This window comes from Pseudomonas huaxiensis, assembly GCF_003231275.1.
In the GTDB taxonomy this organism is placed as follows: domain Bacteria; phylum Pseudomonadota; class Gammaproteobacteria; order Pseudomonadales; family Pseudomonadaceae; genus Aquipseudomonas; species Aquipseudomonas huaxiensis.
In genome coordinates, this window is sequence record NZ_QKVL01000158.1 from 1 (window position 1) to 640 (window position 640).

The 640-nt window shown below is 61.1% G+C and carries 1 protein-coding gene; it reads right to left on the reverse strand.

Annotation, left to right across the window (positions count from 1 at the left end; translation table 11 throughout):
- Positions 1 to 640 (reverse strand): AMP-binding protein (locus DM374_RS32695; protein ID WP_157969819.1); only part of this gene is annotated, 640 nt, incomplete at both ends.

The window sequence follows — 640 nt, forward strand, 5'->3', positions numbered from 1 at the left end:
AAGCGAAGGACGGTTGTGGTAACCACGAGCCAGACCGACACCACCCAGGTACAGCTCGGCAGCGGTGCCTGGTGCAGCGGGCAACAAGCCGTCTTCCAGAATGTGGGTTTTCAGGTTGTCGATTGGCTGACCGATCGGAACGCTCAGTTGGTCGTTAAGAGTGCAGGTCCAGTGGGTGACGTCGATCGCCGCTTCGGTAGGGCCGTACAGGTTGTACAGGCCGGTGTGTGGCAGGCGTTTCAACACCTGGGCGGCCAGTTCGGCCGGCAATGCTTCACCGCTGCAAACGACGCGCTTCAGAGAACCGCACGACTCGACCAACTCGCTGGTCATAAACGCCTGAAGCATCGACGGCACGAAGTGCAGCGTGCTGACGCCGTACTCGTTGATAGTCGCCACCAGACGCTCCGGATCACGGTGATCGCCCGGCAATGCAACCGCCAGACGAGCGCCGGTCAGCAGCGGCCAGAAGAACTCCCACACCGACACGTCGAAGCTGAACGGCGTTTTCTGCAGCACAGTATCCGTGCCGTCCAGACCGTAAGCCTTCTGCATCCAGTGCAAACGGTTGACCAGCGCGCGATGGCTGTTGCCCGCCCCTTTCGGCTTGCCGGTGGAACCCGAGGTGTAGATCACATAG